Genomic DNA, 20,292 nt, shown 5'->3' with positions numbered 1-20,292 from the left:
GGCACGGGGGCGGATTCGAGCGGGCCGCACTGGGCGACATCGGTAAGCACCACACGAGCCCGGCGCCGCGCATCCCGAAGTACTACAAGCTCAAGGAACTCCTCGTCGAGCTGATCCAGTCCCTGCCCCCCGGCAGCTCCCTGCCCCCCGAACGGACCCTCGCCGAGAAGTACGAGACGTCCCGCACCACGGTCCGCCAGGCCCTCGCCGAACTCGTCGTGGAGGGCCGCCTCCAGCGGATCCAGGGCAAGGGCACCTTCGTCGCCAAGCCGAAGGTCTCCCAGGAGCTCCAACTCGTCAGCTACACCGAGGACATGCGGCACCACGGGCTGCGCCCGGAGACCCGCATCCTGGACGCCGGCTACGTCAGCGCCGACGAGCGGCTCGCCACCCTGCTCGGCATCCGTCCAGGAGGACGGGTCCTGCGCATCCACCGCCTCAGGCTCGCCGACGGCGAGCCCATGTCGATCGACACCTCGCACCTCCCGGCCCGCCGCTTCCCCGGCCTGCGCCGCGAGCTGCCCCGCCACCACTCCTTGTACGAGACCCTCGCCACCGCCTACGACGTCCACCTCACCGAGGCCGAGGAGACGATCGAGACCGTCCTCGCCACCCCCCACGACGCGCAGCTCCTCGGCGTGGACGTCGGCCTCCCCATGCTCCTCCTCTCCCGCCACGCCTTCGACTCCACCGGCCAGCCCGTCGAATGGGCCCAGTCCCTCTACCGAGGCGACCGCTACAAATTCATCACCCGCCTCCGCCGCACCTGACCACCCCCACGGCATCCCCGGGCATCTGGCCTGTGACGTTCTGAGTACACTCCGAACGCACGTTCCCTACGATGACTGGAGCAGATCGTGAGGGAGGAGTCGCCGAAAGTGACCATGATCGACCATGTCGGTCCGATGCGGTTGCCGGACACGGCCTACAACATGTGGACGCGCGGCGAGCTCGACGACTTCATCCACGCGCCCGAGGGACACCGGGTCGAGATCATCGGAGGAAAGGTCGTCGTGTCACCGCCGCCGGCGTTCGAGCACAATGCCATTGTCGGCGACATCTCCTACGCCTTGGCCCACGCCCATGCGGCCAGGCCCGACTTCACGTGGCGCACCGACCAGGGGACCGGGCTGTCCCTTGTCGGCATCGGCGAAGGCTTCATCCCGGACCTGATGGTCTTGGAGCAAGAGGTGTATCGGGCGGCCCGGCGTTCCCGTGTGAAGACCCTGGTGCCCGACCAGGTCGAACTCGTCGTGGAGGTCACCTCGTCCGGGAACGCCGGGAACGACCGGCGACCCGCCGAACGGCGGCATGCCAACAACAAATGGAACGGCTACGCGGCGGCCGAGGTCCCTTACTACCTGCTGATCGACCGCTCTCCCAAGGTCACCCGCTCCATTCTGTACTCGATCCCGGACCAAGGCTCGGCCGCGTATCTGCACGAGGATTCGTGGGCCTTCGGAGAAACCGTTCAGTTGCCCGAACCCTTTGGTGTGGAGATCGACACCGCCGAGTGGGGGCCCTGGGGCGAGCCGAGGTCATAGGGCCTGGGTGAGGGGGGCGCTCAGGGGTTGTGGGTGGTGCGGAAGGCGGCGGGGTCGAAGGTGCCGCCGAAGGACGGGGCCAGTCCCCGGTGGGCGGCGATGAGGAACTCGGGCGGGTCGAGGGCGGCGGCGCCGGACGGGAGGGCGCCCGCCAGGGGGCGGGCGGCGATGGTCTCCAGGTCCTGGATGTTGCTGCGCATGGCGAGGTCCGGGGCGTCCGGCCACTCGCCGATGACGACGCCCGCGAGCTGCACGCCGCGGTGGGCCATGGCCTCAAGGGTCAGCGCGGTGTGGTTGAGGGTGCCGAGGTCGGGGCGGGCCACCACCACGACGGCGGCGCCGAGCCAGCGGGCCAGGTCGGCGATCGTGGTGCCCTCCTCGTCGTAGCGGACGAGCAGTCCGCCCGCGCCCTCGACCAGCACCAGCCGGCGGCTGCCGGACAGCTCCTGGACGCGCTTGGCCACGTCCGGCAGCCGGACGGGCGGCACCCCGGCGCGGCGGGCCGCGGCGGCGGGCGACAGGGGGTCGGGGAAGCGCGCGAACTCGTGCACGTCCTCGATCCCGGCGAGCCGCCGGACCTCGTCGAGGTCGCCGGGCTCCCCGCTCGCCATCCCGGTCTGGCCGGGCTTGACGACGGCGACCGGTGCGCCGCGCGCGGCCGCCACCGCGGCCAGCGCGGCGGTGACGACGGTCTTCCCGACGCCCGTACAGGTCCCGGTAATCACGAGCACGCTCACGAGCGGCACCCTAGCGCGGGCCCCCGCCGGGGGCGGACGCCGAAACCCACAGTCTTCGGCGGGGCTTTTTGTAGGCGGGAACCCGGGGAGGCGCCCGCACGTCCAAGCCCCATGGCCGGTCCATACGCACGTCCCAGCTGGGTGCTGGTGCTCGCCTGCGCGAGCGCGCTCACCGCCTGCGACGGGGGTTCCGGCGCGTCCCAGCCCCCGCATTCGCTCTCGGCACCCCCGCCATCCGCAACGCCGCCCACGGCGGCACCCTCGACCGCGTCCCCCGCCAAGGACTCCCCCGCCGGTGAAAGGCTCGTGCTGCGTTGGCGCGAGACCGGCGGCATCGCGGGCAAGGGCGGTCCCGGAACCCTGCCCGACTTCTCCCTCTACTCGACGGGACGCGCGGTCACCGCGTCCCCGCAGCCCCAGGGGAGGCCCATGGAGTACCGCCTGAAACCCGCGGCCCTCCAGCGGCTCCTGGCCGAGGCCCGCGCGGCCGGTCTCGGCCGCTCCCACACGTCCGGCTCCGACCAGGTCACCGACGCGTTCGTCCTGGAGTTCACCATGGGGCAGGCGCGCACCCGGATCATCCAGCCGGAGGCCCAGTCCGACCCGGCGGTGCGCTTCCGCAAGCGCCTCGACCCGCAGGGCTGGTCGCGCGCCGACCAGGCCGCCCCGGCCAGGCCGTACTCGCCCGCCCAGGTCGCGGTGCTGGCCGGCGAGAGCACCGCCGGCGGGAAGGTCAAGACCTGGCCCCTGGCGCCGCTCGGCCAGGGCCCCCAGGTGGCGGGCGGCATCTGCACGCTGGCCGCCGGTTCCAAGGTCCCCGCCGTCCGTCCGGACGTCGCCTGGCGCAGCCAGGGCAAGACCTACTCGGTCCATGTCCGTCCCCTCCTACCCGGCGAGTCCGCCTGCCGCGACATCGGCTGATCTCGCGGCGGGCCGGCGTCCTGCCGGCCCGCCGCGGCTCACCCGTCCAGGTCCGGTGGCCGGGAAATGTCGCGAATGGTGGTGGATACCCTGGTTCGATGCGACAGGTGATCGTCCGGGACGCGCGCCCGGCGGAGTATGAGCGGATCGGCGAGCTGACCGTCGAGGTCTACGTCCACGGCGGGCTGGTCTCCCCGGACTCCACCTACGTCGGCACGCTCCGCGACGCCGCCGACCGGGCCGCGAAGTCCGAACTGCTGGTCGCCGAGATCGACGGCGAGATGGCCGGGGCGGTCGCGTACTGCCCGCCCGGCAGCCCCTACGCCAATCTCGCCGGGCCGGACGAGGCCGAGTTCCGCATGCTGGCCGTCCTGGAATGGGCCCGCGGGCTCGGCGCGGGACGGGCCATGGTGCACGCGTGCATCGAGCGGGCGCGCTCGGCCGGGCTCAGCGGCCTGCGGCTGTCGACCCAGAGCAACATGGACGCCGCGCACCGCATGTACGAGCGGATGGGGTTCGTCCGTACCCCCGACCGCGACTGGGCCCCCGCCCCCGGCGTCGACGTGCTGACCTACGTCCTGGCGTTCTAAAGAGCGCGCATCCGGGCGACCACGTTGGTGTCGTACGTCCCGTCGGCGAACTCGGGGCGGTCGAGCAGCTCCGCCAGGAAGGGCAGGTTGGTACTGAGCCCCTCGATGCGGAACGCGGCCACGGCGGCGCGCGCGCGATGCAGCGCGTGGTCGCGGTCGTCGCCGTGCACGCACAGCTTGGCCAGCAGCGGGTCGTAGAAGCGGGTGACGGTGTTGCCCTCGGCGTAGGCGGCGTCGATGCGGATGCCGGGGCCGACCGGCTCCTCCCACACCGTGATCTCGCCGGGCGAGGGGTGGAACCGCTGAGGGTCCTCCGCGTACACGCGGAACTCGACGGCGTGGCCGCGCGGCGCCGCGTCCGCGAAGGAGACGGGCTCGCCGGCGGCGATCCGCAGCTGCTGCTCGACGAGATCGATGCCGGTGACCAGCTCGGTGATCGGGTGCTCGACCTGGAGGCGGGTGTTCATCTCCAGGAAGCAGAAGTCCCGCGCGGCGGGGTCGACCAGGCACTCGACGGTGCCGGCGCCCCGGTAGCCGACCGCCTCGCCCGCCCGGACGGCGGCGGCCAGCATCCGCTCGCGCAGCACCGGGGCGAGGCCGGGCGACGGCGTCTCCTCGACGATCTTCTGGTGCCGGCGCTGGACGGAGCAGTCCCGCTCGCCCAGCGCGACCACGGTGCCGTCGGCGAGGCCGAGGATCTGGACCTCGACGTGCCGGGCGCCCTCCACGTACCGCTCCAGCAGGATGTCGGCGCTGCCGAAGAACCGCTCGGCGTGGGCGCGGGCCGTCTCGTACGCCCCGCGCAGTGCGTCCTCGTCGTGGGCGGCGACCAGGCCGATGCCGCCCCCGCCCGCGGCGGGCTTCACCATCACCGGGTAGCCGATCCGCTCGGCCTCCTCCAGCGCGGTCCGCACGTCCGGGACGGGCTCCCAGACGCCGGGCGCGACGGGGACGCCCGCCTCCTTCATCAGGTTCCGGGCGTTGACCTTGTCGCCCATCCGGGCGATGGCCAGCGGCGGCGGCCCGACCCACACCAGGTCCCGCTCGGCGACCTGGCGGGCGAACGCGGCGCTCTCGGCGAGGAATCCGTACCCGGGGTGGACGGCCTGCGCGTTCGTCCGCTGGGCGGCCTCTAGGACGGCGGGCGCGTTGAGGTAGCTGCGCGCCGGGTCGGCCGGGCCGATGAGGATCGCCTCGTCCGCCTCGGCGACGAAGGGCAGGTCGGCGTCAGCCTCGGAGTACACCGCGATGGCCTTGAGCCCCATCGCGCGCACCGTGTGGATGATCCGGGCGGCGATCTCGCCCCGGTTCGCCACCAGCACCGACTCGAACACCTGGACCCCCTTCGGCGGATCGCGACCGCTCTCGACCCGGCCGACACTAGTGGCCGCGGCGGCCCCGCGTCCGGGCATGAGATCGACAAATACCGGACCGTGGCTTTGTGCCCTTCGCGAGGGTCAGTGACGGGGACGGCGGTCGACGACGCGGCTGAGCGCCTCGACCACGGTCGGGTCGTACTCGGCGGCGGAGTCCAGGCGCAGCCGCTCCAGGACGGCGGCGCCGCGGTCGCGGTCGGAGGAGTCGCCGACGAGGTCGTCGTAGGCGTTGGCGACCTTGATGATGCGCCCGGCCAGCGGCGGCGCGACGGGCCGCGCGGAGGAGTCGCCGGGGCCGGCCGCCGCGTCGCGCCCCGTCCGGTACGGGTGGGACGAGAGCTGGACGATGTGGGCCACCCGGTCCAGCACGCCGGTCTGTTTGATCACCTCGGCGCCCAGCTCGGCGATGCGGCGCTGCTCGGCGGGCGAGGCCAGCACGGTGGCGCCGCCCGGGATCGGGTCGCCGAGCGAGAGCTGCCCGATGTCGTGCATCAGCGCGGCGTACTCCAGCTCCAGCAGTTCCTCTTCGGACATGCCGAGCTCGCGGCCCATCGCGACGGACAGACGCGAGACCCGCCGCGAGTGCCCGGTCTCCACGTACCCGCCGACCTCGGTGACCCGCGACAGGGCCCGGACGGTCTGCAGGTACGTCGCGCGGATCCCCGCGTACCGGCGGAACGCGAACTGGGTGACCAGGATCGGCACCGTGAAGATCAGCAGCGCGGCCACGCCCATCGCCGTGGTCGCGACCGCGATGAGCATGGCGGTGGCGCTGGTGGCGGCGCACAGCGCCATCTTGGCGTCGATCTCGTCGCGCAGCGCGATGCCGAATCTGGCCCGCACCGCCTCCGCGCGGATCAGCGCGGCGATCACCACGTCGGTGAAGCAGGACGCGACGACGACGAGCCCCATCATGGCCAGCAGCAGCTGGGACGCGAGGTCGAGCGAGATCATCGGGCGGAAGCACAGCGCGACGACCGAGACGGTGAACAGCCGCCGGGCCATCGCGTCCAGGCGCGGGGACCTGCCGACGGCGATGTGCGGGAGGGAGCCGACGAGCATGCCGGCGGCGGTGACGGCGACGACCTGGAGCGGCGAGTGCACGGCGGGCTCGACTCCGAGCCGCGCGCCGGGCGCGGCGCCCTCGGGGCCGACGCCGACCAGCAGGGCGTAGCCCATCGCGCCCGCGCTGGCGATCGGCGCGACCTCCCGGTTGCCGGGCATCACCATGCGGAAAAGCTCGCCGAGCGCGATCAGCACGCCGAAGATGAGCGCGACGTTGGGCTGGCGGAGGCCGACCGCGGCGACCTGGGTGACCGCGACGATCACGAACAGCCCGGCGGTGGCGATCAGCAGCAGCTGGCCGGAGTCGATCGTCTGCCACGCGGCCCGCTCGCGGGCGGGGACGGGGGCGCCGGCGATGGGCTGCCCGGTCACCGCCGCGCCCCGTCACCGGCGATCTTGATGGGGGTGCTCGGGTCGTCGTGGTCCTGCTGGGTGGTCTCCACGACGTCGTCGTCCGGCAGCACGACGGGCTCGGGCGGCTCCCAGCCCTCACGGTCGAGGGCCCGCAGGAACGCCTCGACGATCACCGGGTCGAAGTGGTCGCCCATGCCGCGGCGCAGCTCCTCGACGGCCTCGCCCAGGCCGCGGGCCGGCCGGTAGGAGCGGGTGGAGGTCATGGCGTCGAAGGCGTCGGCGACGGAGATGACGCGGGCGAACTCGGGGATCTCGTCGCCCGCCAGGCCCATCGGGTAGCCGCGGCCGTTCATCTTCTCGTGGTGGTGCATGATCCCCGCGAGCGCCTCGTCCAGGAAGCCGATCTCCCGGACGATCTCCAGCCCGCGCATCGGGTGCAGCTGGATCGCGGCGAACTCCTCCTCGGTCATCGGCCCGTTCTTCTGCAGCACCTTGGTGGGGACGCCGAGCTTGCCGACGTCGTGCAGCATCCCGGCGTACCGGATCGCCTCGACCCGGTCGGCGCGCATGCCGATCTCCTGGGCGATCATCACCGAGCCGCGGGAGACGCGCTCGGAGTGGCCGCGGGTGTAGTAGTCCTTGGTCTCGACCGCCTGGCAGAGCGCGGCGAGGGTGGCGGCGTGCGCCTGCTGCTGCGCGTGCGCCTGCTCCATGGCCCAGCGGGCGATGAACAGCGGCATCAGCACCAGCACGGCGGCGAACGGCCCGACGAGCGGCCACAGGCCCGCGATCAGCAGGCCGACCATCCCGTAGCCGAGGCACCCGACGGCGAGCTGGCCGCTCTCGCTCAGCAGCTCGCGGGGCGCCGCCTGCCGGCTGAGCAGGAGGACCCCGGCCATGAGCGTCAGGTTGACCAGGACGAACGTGACCAGCGCGCCGAGGAAGGGGCCGGTGACGTTCTCCACCCACCGCGGCTGGGCCTCCTTGAACTCGTGCCCGCCGAGCAGGTCGAAGACCGTCCCGGCGATATAGCCGCTGATGGCGAACTGCGCGCCGTTGAACAGGCGCTTGACCGGCGCGAAGAACCGCTGGCCGGTGACCAGCGCGCAGAGCCCGAGCAGCGCGGCGCCGGCGGGGCCGAGCAGCACCACCGAGGCCAGGCTCGCGGCGAAGCTCAGCGAGACCCGGGCGCGCTCGACGTTGAGCCGGGCGGGCGCGGAGTCGCAGACGAGGAACAGCAGCGCCAGCACGGCCAGCTTGGTCCAGTCCAGCTCAGCGAAGGACGACGTCGCGATGAGGCCCGCCGCGAGGGCGGCCACTCCGCAGACGTACGCCCAGGCAGCAGGAGGTAGTCCACGCATTGCCGCCCCCTCGGGAGTGACGAATGAGCGGGCCGCCGCCCGGATCGGCCGTGCCTGCCGGCACCTAGACCCAGGACACGCCCTTGGGCATCATCAGCGACGACGACGCCGAGGCGCTCGGGTGCCGGCCGACTGCCGACCTCTCGCGCTTGCGCATGGCTCCTTGCCTCCCCCCTCGCCGAACCGGGCCGCCGACCTCGCGGCCGCCTGCCGGGACCGCTGCGGTCCTGGCCTCCCGGGCGAGCACATACCCCGATTTCCGGGGCCTGCACGTGCTCCCGTCGCTGATTTCGGCACAAGCCTAACGCGGTCTGCCCACGCCACACAGGCATGCGGGAAAACGTGAGCAAAGCGTGAAGCAATCGTCACCTCACGTGATCAATTGTGCATCCGAAAGGCACGTACCGTGCGTGCACAATCGCTCTGCACGCGGCAATGCACGTGCAGGCCCGGCGCCAGTCACAAAGGCAGTCAGAAAGGGCCGCCAAGACGTCCCGGGACGTCAGCCGAGGTCGGCGGTGCGGCGTTCCCGCGCCCACGACACCGTCTCGGCGAGCCCCTCGCGCAGTCCCACCGCGGGCGTCCACCCCAGCGCCTCGCGCGTCGGCCCGGGATCCACCGACATGGCGGGAAGGTCGCCCAGCCGCGGCGGCGCGAACCCGGGCTCGTCGGGCGCGCCCGCCGCGGCGGCGACGAGGGCGTGCAGGTCCCGGTCGGTCGTCTGGAGCCCGGTGCCCACGTTCAGCCGGCGGCCGGACGCCCGGTCCCCCGCCGCGCGGGCGAAGGCGTCCACCACGTCCAGCACGTAGACGTAGTCGCGGGTCTGCCGGCCGTCGCCGAAGACGACGGTGGGACGGCCGGACAGCAGCGCGTCCGTGAAGATCGAGATGACGCCGGCCTCGCCCTCGGGCGTCTGCCTCGGCCCGTACACGTTGGCCAGCGTCAGCGTCGTGTGGTCGATGCCGTGCAGCTCCCGGTACATCCGCGCGTAGATCTCGCCGGACACCTTCGAGGCCGCGTAGGGCGAGGCGGGCCGCAGCTCCGCGTCCGGCGGGACGGGCAGCGCGTCCGGCACGCCGTACACGGCGCAGCTGGAGGTGAACAGCACCTTGCGCCCGCCCGCCGCCCGCGCGGCCTCCAGGACGTTCGCGGTGCCCACCACGTTGACGCGCGCGTCGTGGAGCGGGTCGGCCACGCTGGCCCGCACGCTCACCTGGGCCGCCAGGTGGCAGACGACCTCGGGACGACGCGCCGCCGCCCGTTCGACCAGCGCGGGATCGGCGACGTCCATCCGCCACAGCTCGACGTCATCGCGGACGTTGGAGCCGGACGACAGATCGTCCACCCCGACGACCTCGTGGCCGTCGGCGAGCAGCCGGTCGACGAGATGGGATCCGATGAAGCCGGCGGCGCCGGTGACGAGTGCGAGCACCCCTCGCACGATACCGAGGGGCCCTCGGATACGCCGGGCGGACCGGCACACCGGACGCCGGGCCGCCCGCGGGGGCAGGCCGCCCGAGCCGGTCAGGCGCTCTCGGACGTGCCCGCGCCGTCGGTCGCCTTGATCTCGCCGCAGATCTCCTCGATGCGGCCGAGAACCTTCGAGCGCAGGTCGTCCGGCGCCTGCTCGCAGGCGCACGACTTGTTCACGAGCTTCTTGACGGCCTCTTCGAGGCCGTACTCGCGCAGGCAGGGCCCGCACTCGTCCAGGTGCTCGCGCACCTCGCCGCAGCCTCCCTGGTCGAGCTCGCCGTCAAGATAGGTGTAGACGCGCGCGAGTACCTCGTCGCACGGGGTCTCGTGGTGGTTGCCACAGCTCATGGCTCACTCACCCTTCTCGCTCACCGCGTGGGCGGCCGCGGTGTCCGGCATGTCGCTTGGCTCTACGCGGCGGGTGCGCTCCGGGCTCATGCCGGCCCCCCGGTCGCGCGCGTGAGGCCGCGGTCACGAGCGTAGTCCTCCAGCATGCCGCGCAGCTGCCGGCGTCCCCGGTGCAGCCGCGACATCACCGTGCCGATGGGCGTGCCCATGATCTCGGCGATCTCCTTGTAGGCGAAGCCCTCGACGTCGGCGAGGTAGACGGCGATGCGGAACTCCTCGGGCAGCTCCTGCAGCGCCCGCTTCACGTCGGAGTCGGGCAGGTGCTCCAGGGCCTCGGCCTCGGCGGACTTCAGCCCGCTGGAGGTGTGGGACTCGGCGCGCGCGAGCTGCCAGTCCTCGATCTCCTCGGTGGCCGACTGCTGCGGCTGCCGCTGCCGCTTGCGGTAGGAGTTGATGAACGTGTTGGTCAGGATGCGGTAGAGCCACGCCTTGAGGTTGGTGCCTTCCTTGAACTGGTGGAAGGACGCGAACGCCTTGGCGAAGGTCTCCTGAACGAGGTCCTCGGCGTCGGCCGGGTTGCGCGTCATGCGCAGCGCGGCGGAGTACAGCTGGTCCAAGAACGGGAGCACGTCGCGCTGGAAGCGCTCCTGGCGCTGCTCCACGGTCTCCGTGGTGCCCGGTACCTGACCCACCCCCTCGGCTGTGGCGACGCCGGCGGCGTCGTACCCCACAGACGATATCGGTCCGCGCGGCCGGATCACGCGGGCGGGGGCCTGCGCGTCGCCGGGCGGTGCCGCGCTCCCGGCGTCCCGCACGTGTTCGGCAACGGCTGTGGTCATCGGCCTGCACCTCCGCTGTACTGGGCTGTCTCATTCCGGACGCCGCGTGCCGCGGCGGCCTCCTGCGGCCGGACGGGATCGCGTGCGTTTGCGGTTATGAGACGGTGCAACGCCGGGGTGCCGCCGCCGATTCCCTGACCGGGAGCGGCGCGCGGGAAAGGTTCCGGCGAGTTCCCCCCAGGGCGGGCCGCCTCTCCCCCGACCTGCACGGAGGGTGATGACCGGGCCCGGACGGGGAAAGAAGTCACATACATGGCGAGAACAGGAGCAAACCGTTGCTACCGGTGCCGGCGCGACCTCCCGAGCCCACCATCGCCAGTCTGCGCGATGCCCCAGGAGACGGGGCGGGGGACGCGCTGGCGCGCTACTGGGCGTTCTACTGGGCGGTGGCGGACGCCCAGCTCACACGGTGGTTGCCCCGCAGGCCGTCCCGCGTGCTGGACGTCTCGGGCGGGCAGGGGCGCAGCGCGGGCCGGGCCGCCGAGGCGGGCCACGCCGTGATCGAGGTGCGCGACCCGCTGATGGACCGGCGCGGGACGGGCGGGCGTGCCGCGCCGGAAAACGGGCGACATGATCGGGGAAACGGGCGGGCCGCAAGGGGGCGGAACGCCGGCGTCGTCCTCGGGGACTCCGGGTCGCTCGCCTTCCTCCGCGACGCGTCCGTGGACGCCGTGGTGGCGGAGAACCGGGTGCTGTCCCGCCATCTCGCCACCGAGCCGACCGTCGCCGAGATCGCCCGGGTCCTGCGCCCCGGCGGGCGGGTGCTGCTCTGCGTCGACTCGCTGACGCTCGGGATGGCGCTGCTGGCCGAGCAGAACTACTGGGCGCACCTGTCGGACGTCCCGAGCGCCGAGGTCGTCCTGGTGCCCTGGCCGGACGGCACGATCACGCGCTGCTTCTGGGCCGACCAGCTCCGCGAGCTGCTCACCGAGGTCGGCCTGGAGGTGGAGTGGATCAGGCCGCGCACCGTCCTGTCGCCCTCGACCGTCGAGCACGTCCTGGCCGAGTCGCCCCGCGCGCTCCCCCGGCTGGTCCGCACCGAGCTGGCCGCCCCGCCGGACGACGAGTCCCTCGGCATCCACCTCCTCGCCAGCGCGCGAAGAAGGACCTAGGCATGTCCGGGGCTCCGGCCCGGACGCGGGGTCAGCGCATGGCGCGGTCGTGTTTGGCCTGGCAGGCGACGCAGCGGGCGGCGTCGGGGCGGGCCTCCAGGCGGCCCTCGGGGACGGGGGCGCCGCAGCCGATGCACAGGCCGTAGGTGCCCCCGGCGATCCTGTCCAGGGCCGCGCCCACCGCGTTCCGGTGCCGTTCGAGCGACTCCAGCGCCGCCTCCACGCGGTCGCTGTCGGAAAGGCCGGATCCGGCGTCCGCGGCCGAGCTGTCGCGGCCGGGGTGCTCGCCCCGGAGAATCGCGATGGAACGATCCAGATCGTCCAGCATGGCCTCAAGACGGGAACGGGCGGCGGCGGTGTCCACGGTGCTCCGAACTCCTCCCGGTGGTCCCCGAGCTTGGGGTCTGGTCTCCGGCCGCCCCCGCCCCCGCGACAGCGGTCAGTACAACGTGTCGGAATGGTTGCCAGAACTATCCCCGTTTGTCGAGGGTTCTATGAGTTGTGGCCCGTTGTTTTTCACGTTGTTGACCGCCTTTGAGACGGGATAGGCGTCCATCGTCCCGGCCATGGCGGGGACGAGCAGGCCGCGCACCTCCTCCACCTCGGTCAGCGCCGGGTCGAGCCACGCCTCCCAGCGGTCCGGCTCGACGATCATCGGCATCCGGTCGTGGATCCGGCCGAGGTCGTCGGGCGCGTCGGTGGTGATCACCGTGCACGTCCACACCCACTCGTCTTCTGGAGATTTCCACAGCTCGTAGAGCCCGGCTATCGCCATGACCGCGCCGTCCTTGGGGCGGATGAAGAAGGGCTGCTTCTGCGGCTTCTTGGACTTCTTCTGCGCCTTGGCCGGGTCGGCGGCGGCGTCCTGGTCCTGGTCCTGGAGGACGTACCACTCGAAGTAGCCGTCGGCGGGCAGCAGGCAGCGCCGCTTGGCGAACGCGCGGCGGTAGGACGGCTTCTCGTGCGCCGTCTCCACCCGCGCGTTGATCATGCGGGAGCCGATGGACAGGTCCTTCGCCCAGGACGGCACCAGGCCCCAGCGCAGCGTCCGCAGCTGCCGGACGGCCTCCTCCTCTTCGGGGGCGTCCCTGGGGCGCCGGGTGAGGACGGCCGGGACCTGCTTGGTGGGGGCGACGTTGTAGTCGGGCTGGATGTCCTCATCGACGGCGTCGAGCTGAACCTGGAACTCGTCCAGCAGCTCCTGACGAGCTCGGGATGTCGCATATCGACCGCACATGCCTCCATCCTGCCCGCTTGAGCTGCGGCCCGCTGGGCATGTAGCGGGTCATGCGACCCATCACCACCCTGGCGCGCCCGTTCGTGGCGGCCCCCTACATCATGACCGGCCTGGACGCGCTCCGGGATCCGCGCGAGCGCGCCGAGCACGTCGGCCCGGCCGTCAAGCCGATCGCCGACCGGCTCGAATGGCTTCCGAAGGACCCCGAGACCCTCGTCCGCATCGAGGGCGGGCTCAGCCTCGGCACCGGCGCCCTGCTGCTGACCGGCAGGTTCCGGCGCCTGACCACGCTGCTGCTCGCCGCCCAGTTGGTGCCCGCGCTGATGACCGAGCACCGCTACTGGACCGAGGACGACCCGGAGCGCCGCGCGAACGAGCGCTCCCACCTGCTGAAGAACGCCGGGCTGTTCGGCGCGCTGCTCATGGTGGCCACCGAGCCGCGCCGGGCGCCGCGCACGGCGGAGCTGCGGCGGCGCGCGCGGGAGACGCAGATCAAGTCCGGCGCCGAGGCCAAGGCCCTGCGCCGGGAGGCCGCGGTCACCCTCAGGGACGCGCGCCGGGAGGCGGCCCGCCAGGTGCGCCAGGCGCGCGCGGAGGGCGGCCGCAAGGCGGCCCGGCAGGCCGTGAAGGCGACGAAGGGCGCCAAGTTCGCCAGGACGGGCTCGTCCTTTAAGGCGGGCAAGGCCGCGGCGGCGGGCAAGGCGGCCAGGGCCGGCGCGGCCGGCGGCGCGGCCAGGGCCGGCAAGGCGGTGAAGACCACCGCCTTGAAGGGGAAGGCGATGGCGTCGTCCAAGCGGTGACTTCCCGAAGAAAACCTTAAAAGAGGCTCAAATCCGTTGAACCGCGCGCCGGTGCGGCCCCGTACTGCCACGTGACCGCCCGTTCCCTGGGGAACCCCCCGACCCGACGGAGACGCCCGGCCATGGCAGTACCCGGATCGACAGGCCGCCGGACCGGCGGCCTGCGGAGCCTCATCCGCAGACCCGGCCCTCCCGAGGAGCGGCGGCCGGCACCGGGCGACGACGAGCGCGTCGTCACCGAGCTCTACCGCGAGTACCACCGGCCGCTTCTCGCGTTCGTCCTGCGGCTGACCGGCGGCGACCGCCAGTGGGCCGAGGACGTCACGCAGGAGACCATGATCCGGGCCTGGCGCAGCGCGGACCGGCTGGACGCCGGCACGGCCTCGCTGATGCCCTGGCTCGCCACGGTCGCCCGACGTATCGTGATCGACAACCGGCGGCATCGCGAGGTCCGGCCGCCCGAGGTCGGCGACGGCCCCCTGGAGAACCTGCCGATGGCGGACGAGATGGACGGTCTCCTGCACAAGGTGGTCGTGGCCGAGGCGCTCGCCTCGCTCTCGCCCGCGCACCGCCAGGTGCTCACCGAAACGGCCCTTCACGACCGGACGGTGAACCAGGCCGCGGAGGTGCTGGGGATCCCGGTGGGGACGGTCAAGTCACGTGTGTACTACGCGCTGCGCGCATTGCGCGTCGCTTTGGAGGAGAGGGGCGTGACGGCATGAGCTCTCAGGTCGAGCACACCGATGTCGGCGCCTATGCTTTGGGTCTTCTGGAAGAGGACGACCGGCGGGCTTTCGAGGCGCATCTCGACGAATGCGAATCGTGCCGGGCCGAGCTGGGGCAGATGACGGGGATGGCAGAGGCCCTCTCCGGAATTGGACCGTTCATCGAGGCGGCCGACGGATCGGCGGACGGACCGCTCGGCGGCTCGGACGACGGGACGGGCGGCCTAGGCGGCGCCGACGGTCTGGACGGGGCGCGGGGGCCGGGCGGGAGCGTCTCGTCCCTCAGCACGCCGGAGCCGGGCGAGGAGGATCCGGCCGCGCCCCCGGCGCCGGTCATCGACATGCTGCGCCGCCGCAGGGCGGCCGAGCGGCGGTTTCGGCGGGGCACCTACCTCATCGGCTCCGCGGCGGCGGCCGTGTTCCTCGCCGCCGGGATCACCATCGGGACGGCGATGAGCGACAACCCGGCGCGCACCGACCCGCACGCTGCCCACGGACCGGCCCGGGCGCTGGTCATCTGGGGCGAGCGCCACAAGGCCGCGGACGCGGCGACGGGCGCGTCCGGCGTGGTCGGCCTGGAGGGCAAGGCGTGGGGCACGCACATCGGGCTGGAGCTCCGGGGCGTCAGGGGCCCGCTGAAATGCCATCTGGAGGCCGTGTCCCGAACCGGTGAGCGCAGCGTCGTCACCGGCTGGCAGGTGCCGCCCAAGGGCTACGGCGTGCCCGGCTCGCCCGCCCCGCTCATCACGCACGGCGGCACCGCGATCCCGCGCGCCGACCTCAGCCGCCTGGAGGTCAAGCTGGACGGCGCGGACGGCAGGACGCTGCTCAGTATTCCGGTCTAGTTCCCCGAACACCATCGGCCGTCCGGTGCGGAATTCCGCCGCACCGGGCGGCTTTTTGCGTGCCGGGATATCGGCGCCATTGATAGGCGCGTCCTGCCGGGCGGATGGAAAAAGAATTTCTCAGATCTATTGAACCCTGCCGCGGCCGGTTCCCGTGTGAATGGTTGAAAGGGCCTTGCGGCCCCCACCATGCCGAGGTGGAAACAGCCCTAGAGACCGGGATTGATCATGTCCATTCGCAGAATCGTGCTGCCCGCCGTCGCGGCCGCCACGCTCATCGCCTCGGGGGCGAGCGTGGCGGCCGCGACCGGCGGGATGCCCGGAATCGCCGGCGCTTCCACCAGGTCGCGGGACGGGGCCCAGGCCGGGACGCGGGCCGGCGCCCAGGCCGCCGGCTCCGCCACCTTCCTGGCCGCGAGCCTGAACGGCCGCAACGAGGTCCCGGCGCCGGGCGGGCCCGCCGTGGGCGACCGGGACGGCAAGGCGATCGCGTTGATCCGCGTCCAGGGCGACCGGCTCTGGTACGCGCTGCGCTGGCAGAACATCGCGGCCCCGTCCGCCGGGCACCTCCACCTTGGCGCGGCAGGGACGAACGGCGCGGTCAAGGTGCCGTTCTTCGGCGGGGCGCTGCCGGGCACGGCGAGGGCCGTCACGGGCAGCGTCAAGGTCGCCGACAAGGCGGCGCTCGACAAGCTCCGCACCGACCCGGGCGCCCTCTACGCCAACATCCACACCGGTGAGTTCCCCGGCGGCGCGGTCCGTGGCCAGTTGCACAGGCTGAGCAGGCCGGCGGACCTGGACGGGGTGCTGAACGGCGAGTCGCAGGCGACGCTCCAGTCCGAGGCGGACGGCGCGCAGGAGATCCCGGCCGCCGATGGCAAGGCGGCAGGCGACCCGGACGGCCACGCGGCCGGTTCGGCCCGCAGCCACGACGGGATGGTGTCGTGGGGGTTCTCCTGGTCGTCCGTCGCGCCACCCACCCTCGGGCACATCCACAACGGCGCCCGGGGCGCCAACGGGCCGGTCGTCGCGGACCTCTTCGCGGCCCCTTCGGGGCTTCCGGCCTCGGTCACGGGCCTGGCGGGAATGTCCCAGGTCGGGACCGACGCGGCCCAGCGCATCATGAGCTCGCCGCGCGACTTCTACACGAACCTGCACACGGCGGAGTTCCCCGGCGGGGCGGTGCGCGGCCAGCTCGCCCCTGCCGCGTCCAGGTCGCCCCGCGGGTTCGTCAAGGCGGTCGTGGCGGGAGCGCAGATCTACCGCTGCACCCGGCAGCAGACGGGCGGCTTCGCCTTCACCCAGGACAACGTGGGCGCGGTCCTGGAGCGCGGTATCCGGCACACCTTCGCCCAGCCGGGCCCTGCCGGACCGCCCCAGTGGGTCGCCGCCGACGGCAGCGCCGTCACCGGGAAGGCCGTGACCAAGACCCCGAACGGCACGGGCAACATCCCGGAGCTGGTCCTGGACGCCACCCAGACCGGCACCCAGGGCGGGCTGCTCTCCGGGACGACGCAGATCCTCCGGCTGAACACGGTCGGCGGGGTCGCCCCGTCCGGTCCGTGCAACCCGACGACGCAGCCCTTCGCCCGCGCCCCCTACAAGGCCGACTACGTCTTCTTCGGCTGATCCCCCGCAGACCGCGCCCGCCGCACGCGCAACTCTCCCCCGTGCGGCGGGCGCCTCCGCGTCCGCGACCGGCATCGCCGGACGGCGCCCGATAACCTTGGGGCATGTCCTCTCCGCACTGGGCGGCCCCGGTCGCCCGCGCACCGGTCGACGCCACCGTGCCGCTGCCCGGCTCGAAGTCGATGACCAACCGGGCGCTGATCCTCGCGGCGCTGGCCTCGGAGCCGGTCCGCGTCACCCGTCCCCTGCACAGCCGGGACACCGAGCTGATGGCAAGCGCCCTGCGCACGCTCGGCACCGGGATCGGCGAGGACTCCGGCGACTGGGAGGTGCTCCCGGACGAGCTGCGCGGCCCGGCGCGCGTGGACGTGGGGCTCGCCGGGACCGTGATGCGGTTCCTGCCCCCGGTCGCGGCGCTCGCGTCCGGCGAGATCGCCGTCGACGGCGACCCGCGCGCCCGCGAGCGGCCGATGGGCCCGATCATCGCCGCGCTCCGGGCGCTCGGCGCCGGCGTCGACGACGGCGGGCGCGGCGCGCTCCCGTTCACCGTGCGCGGCACGGGCTCGGTGCGGGGCGGCGCGGTCACGATCGACGCGTCCGGGTCGTCGCAGCTGGTGTCCGGGCTGCTGCTGGCCGCGCCGCGCTTCGACAAGGGCGTGGAGGTCCGGCACGAGGGCCCGCCGGTGCCGTCCGCCCCGCATCTGGCGATGACCGTCGGCATGCTGCGCGACGCGGGCGCGACCGTCGAGACCGGCGAGAACGTCTGGCGCGTCGCCCCCGGTCCCCTGCGCGGCGGCGAGCGGGTCATCGAGCCCGACCTGTCGAACGCGGCGCAGTTCCTCGGGGCGGCGCTGGTCACCGGCGGACGCGTCACCGTGCCGGGATGGCCGTCCGGCACGGCGCAGCCGGGCGACGCGCTGCGCGGCCTGCTCGCCGAGATGGGCGCCGAGGTCTCCCGCGGCCCGGACGGCCTGACCGTGCGCGGCGACGCCGGCGGCTTCTCCGGCCTGGACGCCGACCTGCACGAGGTCGGCGAGCTGACCCCGGTGCTGGCGGCCCTCGCCGCGCTGGCCGGCTCCCCGTCCAGGCTGACGGGGATCGCACACCTGCGGGGCCACGAGACCGACCGGCTCGCCGCGCTCGTCACCGAGATCAACGGGCTGGGCGGGGACGTGCGGGAGCTCCCGGACGGCCTGGAGATCCGCCCCAGGCCGCTGCGCGGCGGCGTCTTCCGCACCTACGACGACCACCGCATGGTGATGGCCGCGGCCGTGCTGGGCCTCGCCGTCCCGGGCGTCGAGGTGGAGAACCCCGCCACGGTGGGCAAGACACTTCCGGGTTTCACCGAGCTGTGGGCGTCGATGCTCACGCCCGCCTGAGGACAGGGGTCGGACCACTGGCACGACGAACACGGGACTACGACGAGGACGACGTCCGGGTGCGGCCCGGGCGCCGCGGGTCGCGCCCGCGCACCCGCCGCCGTCCCGCGCACGACGACGCGGTGCCGGGGTTCGTCACGGCGGTCGACCGCGGCCGCTACCGCTGCCTGGTCGGCGGCGGCACGGGCGCCGAGCGCGCCGTCACCGCGATGCGGGCCCGCGAGCTCGGCCGCAAGGGCGTCGTCGTCGGCGACCGGGTGGCCCTGGTCGGGGACGTGTCGGGCGACCAGGACACCCTGGCCCGGATCGTCCGCGTCGAGCCGCGGACCTCGTCCCTGCGGCGCACCGCCGACGACACCGACCCCTTCGAGCGGATCATCGTCGCGAACGCCGGCCGGCTCGTGATCGTGACGGCGCTGGCCGATCCCGAGCCGCGCCCCCGCATGATCGACCGGCAGCTCGTCGCGGCCTACGACGCCGGGATGGACCCGCTGCTGTGCCTCACCAAGGCCGACCTCGCCGACCCCGCGGGCCTGGTCGCCGAGTACGCGCCGCTCGGCGTCCCCTACGTGGTGACGCGGCGCGGCGGCGACATCGGCGAGCTGCGCGGGCACCTGTCCGGCCGAATGAGCGTCCTGGTCGGCCACTCGGGCGTCGGCAAGTCGACGCTGGTGAACGCGCTCGTCCCGGACGCCGAGCGCGCCGTCAGCCACGTCAACGCGGTCACCGGCCGCGGCCGGCACACCTCGTCCTCGGCCATCGCGCTGGAGCTGCCGGACGGGGACGGCTGGATCATCGACACCCCGGGCGTGCGGAGCTTCGGGCTGGCCCACGTCGAGCCGGAGAACGTGATCAACGCGTTCGAGGACCTGGCGCAGGGCGCCGCCGAGCGCTGCCCGCCGCACTGCGACCACTTCCAGGAGGACTGCGGCCTGGACGGGTGGGTCGCGGACGGCCACGCCAGCCGGGCCCGCCTGGACTCGCTGCGCCGCCTGCTGTCCAGCCGCGACGGCGGGGAACGCGACACCGACCGCGAGGCCGACCGCGCGGACGGGCAGGGGCGGCCGGAGGACGACGGCGAATAGCGCGGGACGTCGGCATCGTCCCAGCAAGCCGCAGGTGCTCACAGAGCGCGACGAGCCGGTGGAGGTGCTCGGGCGTCCCGTGCTGCGAAACGTTCCTCAGCGCGTTCCAAAACCCCCGGTTGGACCACTGTGCGAGGAATTGCCGGACTCGCCGATATCGGCGCGCCATCGCGGCGACAATGGCCGCATGGAGCGGCGAACGTGGCTCAAGGCGGCGGCCCTCGCGCCCGTCGCCGCGGCCGGGTGCTCCGGCGGGCACCGTCCGGCGGGCCAGCGGAGCGGGAGCCCGGCGGCGAGGTCCCCCGGCGGGCGCACCGCGCCGGCCGACTGGAACGCGCTCGCCGCCGGTCTCGGCGGGCGGCTGGTCCGGCCGTCCGACGCGTCCTACGACGGCGCCCGGCGCCTCTACATCCCCCGGTACGACAAGGTCCGGCCGCTGGGCATCGCCTACTGCGCCGGCCCTGACGACGTGGCGGAGTGCGTGCTGTTCGCCGCCCGCCGCAAGATGCCGGTGGCGGTGCGCTGCGGCGGGCACAACTACGCGGGCTGGTCCACGGGCGAGGGGCTCGTCATCGACGTCTCCCCGATGGCCGCGGTCGAGCACGACGACGGCCGCGCGACCGTGGGCGCGGGGACCCGGCTGGTCGACCTGTACGACCGGCTCGCCCGCGAGGGCGTGAGCGTCCCGGCGGGCAGCTGCCCCACGGTCGGGGTGGCGGGGCTGACGCTGGGCGGCGGCCTCGGCGTGGTGTCCCGCGCGCACGGGCTGACCTGCGACGTCCTGGAGTCGGTCGAGATCGTCACGGCGGACGGGCAGCGGCGGGTCTGCGACGGGCGGCGCGACGCCGACCTCTACTGGGCGTGCCGGGGCG

General features: G+C 73.5%; 21 protein-coding genes. 12 read left to right on the top strand and 9 right to left on the bottom strand.

Translation table 11 applies throughout. From position 1 onward, the window contains the following. Positions 1-29 precede the first annotated feature (29 nt). Together E1298_RS19610 and E1298_RS19605 are read left to right on the top strand one after the other, a co-directional pair. Complete coding sequence (locus tag E1298_RS19610; RefSeq protein ID WP_131895298.1) at positions 30-770, top strand: GntR family transcriptional regulator; 741 nt, start codon at positions 30-32, stop codon at positions 768-770. A 114-nt stretch (positions 771-884) separates the two neighbouring features. Next, positions 885-1,544 (top strand): Uma2 family endonuclease, encoded by a 660-nt coding sequence (locus E1298_RS19605; RefSeq protein ID WP_243725672.1) that lies wholly within the window; start codon positions 885-887, stop codon positions 1,542-1,544. A 20-nt stretch (positions 1,545-1,564) separates the two neighbouring features. Here E1298_RS19605 and bioD read toward each other — a convergent pair whose 3' ends face one another. Further along, entirely contained in the window at positions 1,565-2,281 is a 717-nt protein-coding gene (gene bioD / locus E1298_RS19600; protein ID WP_165975557.1) for a dethiobiotin synthase, read from the bottom strand. Positions 2,282-2,392: 111 nt separating this feature from the next. Between bioD and E1298_RS19595 the strand changes: the two genes are divergently transcribed. Both E1298_RS19595 and E1298_RS19590 read left to right on the top strand, forming a co-directional pair. Continuing rightward, complete coding sequence (locus tag E1298_RS19595) at positions 2,393-3,202, top strand: hypothetical protein (RefSeq protein WP_131895278.1); 810 nt, start codon at positions 2,393-2,395, stop codon at positions 3,200-3,202. A 98-nt stretch (positions 3,203-3,300) separates the two neighbouring features. Beyond that, positions 3,301-3,792, top strand: a complete 492-nt coding sequence (locus E1298_RS19590; RefSeq protein WP_131895276.1) for a GNAT family N-acetyltransferase — start codon at positions 3,301-3,303, stop codon at positions 3,790-3,792. Here E1298_RS19590 and E1298_RS19585 read toward each other — a convergent pair. The 6 genes from E1298_RS19585 to E1298_RS19560 form a co-directional block, all read right to left on the bottom strand. After that, a complete protein-coding gene (locus E1298_RS19585) occupies positions 3,789-5,126 on the bottom strand; it encodes an acetyl-CoA carboxylase biotin carboxylase subunit (RefSeq protein ID WP_131895274.1) in 1,338 nt (445 codons plus the stop codon). The two genes, E1298_RS19590 and E1298_RS19585, sit on opposite strands and share 4 nt — an antisense overlap. Before the next feature lie 123 nt (positions 5,127-5,249). Further along, positions 5,250-6,605 carry an HD-GYP domain-containing protein gene (locus E1298_RS19580; protein ID WP_131895272.1) on the bottom strand — a complete coding sequence of 452 codons (1,356 nt, stop codon included), beginning with the start codon at positions 6,603-6,605 and terminating at the stop codon, positions 5,250-5,252. Further along, positions 6,602-7,948, bottom strand: coding sequence for an HD-GYP domain-containing protein (locus E1298_RS19575; RefSeq protein WP_131895270.1), 1,347 nt, complete (start codon positions 7,946-7,948; stop codon positions 6,602-6,604). Before E1298_RS19575 ends, E1298_RS19580 begins: the two co-directional genes overlap by 4 nt. A 502-nt stretch (positions 7,949-8,450) precedes the next feature. Continuing rightward, entirely contained in the window at positions 8,451-9,380 is a 930-nt protein-coding gene (locus E1298_RS19570) for an NAD-dependent epimerase/dehydratase family protein (RefSeq protein ID WP_131895268.1), read from the bottom strand. A gap of 92 nt (positions 9,381-9,472) precedes the next feature. Beyond that, entirely contained in the window at positions 9,473-9,769 is a 297-nt protein-coding gene (gene rsrA, locus E1298_RS19565; protein WP_131895266.1) for a mycothiol system anti-sigma-R factor, read from the bottom strand. Positions 9,770-9,855: 86 nt separating this feature from the next. After that, entirely contained in the window at positions 9,856-10,608 is a 753-nt protein-coding gene (locus E1298_RS19560) for a sigma-70 family RNA polymerase sigma factor (RefSeq protein WP_424923103.1), read from the bottom strand. Positions 10,609-10,892: 284 nt separating this feature from the next. On the opposite strand from E1298_RS19560, the gene E1298_RS19555 reads away from it, so the two are divergent. Next, positions 10,893-11,720, top strand: coding sequence for a class I SAM-dependent methyltransferase (locus E1298_RS19555; protein WP_131895264.1), 828 nt, complete (start codon positions 10,893-10,895; stop codon positions 11,718-11,720). 31 nt (positions 11,721-11,751) lie between these two features. On the opposite strand, the gene E1298_RS19550 is transcribed toward E1298_RS19555, so the two are convergent. Both E1298_RS19550 and E1298_RS19545 read right to left on the bottom strand, forming a co-directional pair. Continuing rightward, positions 11,752-12,084, bottom strand: coding sequence for a TraR/DksA family transcriptional regulator (locus E1298_RS19550; protein WP_131895262.1), 333 nt, complete (start codon positions 12,082-12,084; stop codon positions 11,752-11,754). A 75-nt stretch (positions 12,085-12,159) separates the two neighbouring features. Beyond that, positions 12,160-12,957: an SOS response-associated peptidase gene (locus E1298_RS19545; protein ID WP_131895260.1), complete on the bottom strand. Its 798-nt coding sequence runs from the start codon at positions 12,955-12,957 to the stop codon at positions 12,160-12,162. A 50-nt stretch (positions 12,958-13,007) separates the two neighbouring features. On the opposite strand from E1298_RS19545, the gene E1298_RS51210 reads away from it, so the two are divergent. From E1298_RS51210 to E1298_RS19510, 7 genes are all read left to right on the top strand, one after another. Beyond that, on the top strand, positions 13,008-13,757 hold the full coding sequence (locus tag E1298_RS51210) for a DoxX family membrane protein (protein WP_131895258.1): 750 nt from the start codon (positions 13,008-13,010) through the stop codon (positions 13,755-13,757). A 122-nt stretch (positions 13,758-13,879) separates the two neighbouring features. Continuing rightward, a complete protein-coding gene (locus tag E1298_RS19535) occupies positions 13,880-14,479 on the top strand; it encodes a sigma-70 family RNA polymerase sigma factor (RefSeq protein WP_131895256.1) in 600 nt (199 codons plus the stop codon). Then, positions 14,476-15,327: an anti-sigma factor family protein gene (locus E1298_RS50420; RefSeq protein WP_243725670.1), complete on the top strand. Its 852-nt coding sequence runs from the start codon at positions 14,476-14,478 to the stop codon at positions 15,325-15,327. Before E1298_RS19535 ends, E1298_RS50420 begins: the two co-directional genes overlap by 4 nt. 228 nt (positions 15,328-15,555) lie before the next feature. Next, positions 15,556-16,956, top strand: coding sequence for a CHRD domain-containing protein (locus E1298_RS19525; RefSeq protein ID WP_131895254.1), 1,401 nt, complete (start codon positions 15,556-15,558; stop codon positions 16,954-16,956). 104 nt (positions 16,957-17,060) lie between these two features. Further along, entirely contained in the window at positions 17,061-18,335 is a 1,275-nt protein-coding gene (gene aroA, locus E1298_RS19520; protein ID WP_131895252.1) for a 3-phosphoshikimate 1-carboxyvinyltransferase, read from the top strand. 59 nt (positions 18,336-18,394) lie between these two features. Further along, the gene (gene rsgA / locus E1298_RS19515) at positions 18,395-19,420 is read left to right on the top strand and encodes a ribosome small subunit-dependent GTPase A (protein WP_243725669.1); all 1,026 of its coding nucleotides are present in this window, start codon (positions 18,395-18,397) and stop codon (positions 19,418-19,420) included. 187 nt (positions 19,421-19,607) lie between these two features. Next, on the top strand, positions 19,608-20,292 hold a 685-nt coding region (locus tag E1298_RS19510; RefSeq protein ID WP_131895250.1), incomplete at its 3' end, for an FAD-binding oxidoreductase.

It is taken from the genome of Actinomadura rubrisoli (genome assembly GCF_004349215.1).
In the GTDB taxonomy this organism is placed as follows: Bacteria; Actinomycetota; Actinomycetes; order Streptosporangiales; family Streptosporangiaceae; genus Spirillospora; species Spirillospora rubrisoli.
The sequence above is the reverse complement of the archived record's forward strand: the minus strand, read 5'-3'. Positions and strand labels throughout refer to the sequence as shown.

What these genes read in the sequence shown, in the direction of transcription:
- E1298_RS51210 (WP_131895258.1), top strand. Translation starts at nt 13,008, where the DNA reads ATGCGACCCATCACCACCCTGGCGCGCCCGTTCGTGGCGGCCCCCTAC.
- aroA (WP_131895252.1), top strand. Translation starts at nt 17,061, where the DNA reads ATGTCCTCTCCGCACTGGGCGGCCCCGGTCGCCCGCGCACCGGTCGAC.
- E1298_RS19605 (WP_243725672.1), top strand. Translation starts at nt 885, where the DNA reads ATGATCGACCATGTCGGTCCGATGCGGTTGCCGGACACGGCCTACAAC.
- E1298_RS19560 (WP_424923103.1), bottom strand. Translation starts at nt 10,608, where the DNA reads ATGACCACAGCCGTTGCCGAACACGTGCGGGACGCCGGGAGCGCGGCA.
- E1298_RS19590 (WP_131895276.1), top strand. Translation starts at nt 3,301, where the DNA reads ATGCGACAGGTGATCGTCCGGGACGCGCGCCCGGCGGAGTATGAGCGG.
- rsrA (WP_131895266.1), bottom strand. Translation starts at nt 9,769, where the DNA reads ATGAGCTGTGGCAACCACCACGAGACCCCGTGCGACGAGGTACTCGCG.
- E1298_RS19595 (WP_131895278.1), top strand. Translation starts at nt 2,393, where the DNA reads ATGGCCGGTCCATACGCACGTCCCAGCTGGGTGCTGGTGCTCGCCTGC.
- E1298_RS19575 (WP_131895270.1), bottom strand. Translation starts at nt 7,948, where the DNA reads ATGCGTGGACTACCTCCTGCTGCCTGGGCGTACGTCTGCGGAGTGGCC.
- E1298_RS50420 (WP_243725670.1), top strand. Translation starts at nt 14,476, where the DNA reads ATGAGCTCTCAGGTCGAGCACACCGATGTCGGCGCCTATGCTTTGGGT.
- E1298_RS19545 (WP_131895260.1), bottom strand. Translation starts at nt 12,957, where the DNA reads ATGTGCGGTCGATATGCGACATCCCGAGCTCGTCAGGAGCTGCTGGAC.
- E1298_RS19535 (WP_131895256.1), top strand. Translation starts at nt 13,880, where the DNA reads ATGGCAGTACCCGGATCGACAGGCCGCCGGACCGGCGGCCTGCGGAGC.
- E1298_RS19525 (WP_131895254.1), top strand. Translation starts at nt 15,556, where the DNA reads ATGTCCATTCGCAGAATCGTGCTGCCCGCCGTCGCGGCCGCCACGCTC.